Here is a 1,333-nt window from a genome sequence, read left to right on the forward strand (position 1 = left end):
GGAGCACCAGGTGCCGAGCGCGCAGGATCGTGCCGATGCCCTGGGTGATGCAGTGCATGGGCACGTCGCCCGAGCGCCTCGAGGTGCGCGCGGGCCGCGACCTCGGGCACCACGCCGCCGTAGCGCGCGTGCTCCTCCATGGAGGAGGCGATGACATTGGCGAGCAGGGTGGTGCCGCGCACGATGCCGATCCCGGTCTCGTCGCAGGACGTCTCGATGCCGAGCACGAGTGGCGCTTCGCGGTTCACCCGGCACCCCCATCGGCGCTGCCGGATCCCGGTCCGGATGCCGCGGGGCGGGTGACTGCGGCCGGGACCTCGAGGCGCATGGCGATCGCGTCGACGTTGTCGGGCTGGTAGTAGCCCCGGCGGACGCCGATCTCGACGAAGCCCAGCGACTCGTAGAGCGACCGGGCGATGGGGTTGTCGGCGCGCACCTCGAGGAAGAGCTCGGCGACATGGCGACGTCGTGCCTGCGTGATGAGCGCGTGCATGAGGCCACGGCCAAGGCCGATCCCCCGCGCGAACGGGGCGACGGCGATGGTCTGGATGTCGCCCTGGCCGCTGCCCGAGGGAGCGAGCAGGCCCGCATAGCCCAACAGGCGGCGCTCGGGGTCCTCGTCATCCTCGTCGACCGCGACGAGGTAGTAGCCGTGCTGTCCCTCGAGCTCGCGACGCATGGCGGCCTCGGGCCACGCGTCGTTCACGAAGGTCTCGCGCTCGAGCCGCATGATCGCGTCGAGGTCGTGGAGCTTCGCCCGGCGCATGAACACGCTCACTGCAGCACCCGCTTGCCGGCCGAGGGCGTCACGTCGGGCGCGCGGAGGTAGAGCGGCACGTCATCGGCGAGCGGCAACCGCCCCGATGCGAACGCCAGCTCGGCCAGCATGCCGATCCCGCCCGCCGGGACGAGGTGCGCATCGAGTCGCGTGCCCGTCGTCTGGGGAACGGCGTCGCGCGGGCTCAGCGACGGACCTCCGGCGCGGCGCGGGAGGCCGTCGGCGTCGAGGCCGTCGTAGTCGGAGACGGCGAACTCCCGGCGGCGGGCGTCGGTCACGACCTGGAGGCGTCCGGCGCCCCCCCGATGAGCGACGGCCACAGGTTCTTGGGGTCAGGCGGTCTCAAGCGCGGTGACCGCGTCGCCGCACGCACGACGCCCGGCCTGCCGGCGACGATCATCACGCTGTCGTACCGGAGGCAGTTCACGCAGGTCGAGCGTCGACGCCGGCCTTCGGTCGAGCGGGATCACCAGGCTCGCCGTGCGAGCCCACCTCACTCCCCCAATATCCCGAATGGCCAAGCGGTATCTCTCACCCACCAGCTGACGTGCTCCT

Annotated in this window: 2 protein-coding genes and 1 pseudogene; all 3 read right to left on the reverse strand. The window is 72.0% G+C overall.

Going from position 1 to position 1,333, the window contains the following annotated elements:
* A pseudogene (locus GH736_RS23030) lies at positions 1-248 on the reverse strand (hypothetical protein); the annotation flags it as partial.
* The gene (rimI, locus tag GH736_RS23035) at positions 245-778 is read right to left on the reverse strand and encodes a ribosomal protein S18-alanine N-acetyltransferase (RefSeq protein WP_235934649.1); all 534 of its coding nucleotides are present in this window, start codon (positions 776-778) and stop codon (positions 245-247) included. The gene rimI and the pseudogene GH736_RS23030, both read right to left, overlap by 4 nt.
* Positions 775-1,056, reverse strand: a complete 282-nt coding sequence (locus tag GH736_RS23040; protein ID WP_159607354.1) for a hypothetical protein — start codon at positions 1,054-1,056, stop codon at positions 775-777. Before GH736_RS23040 ends, rimI begins: the two co-directional genes overlap by 4 nt.
* Between the last annotated feature and the right edge of the window lie 277 nt (positions 1,057-1,333).

This window comes from Agromyces humi (genome assembly GCF_009720255.1).
Classification (GTDB): domain Bacteria; phylum Actinomycetota; class Actinomycetes; order Actinomycetales; family Microbacteriaceae; genus Agromyces; species Agromyces humi.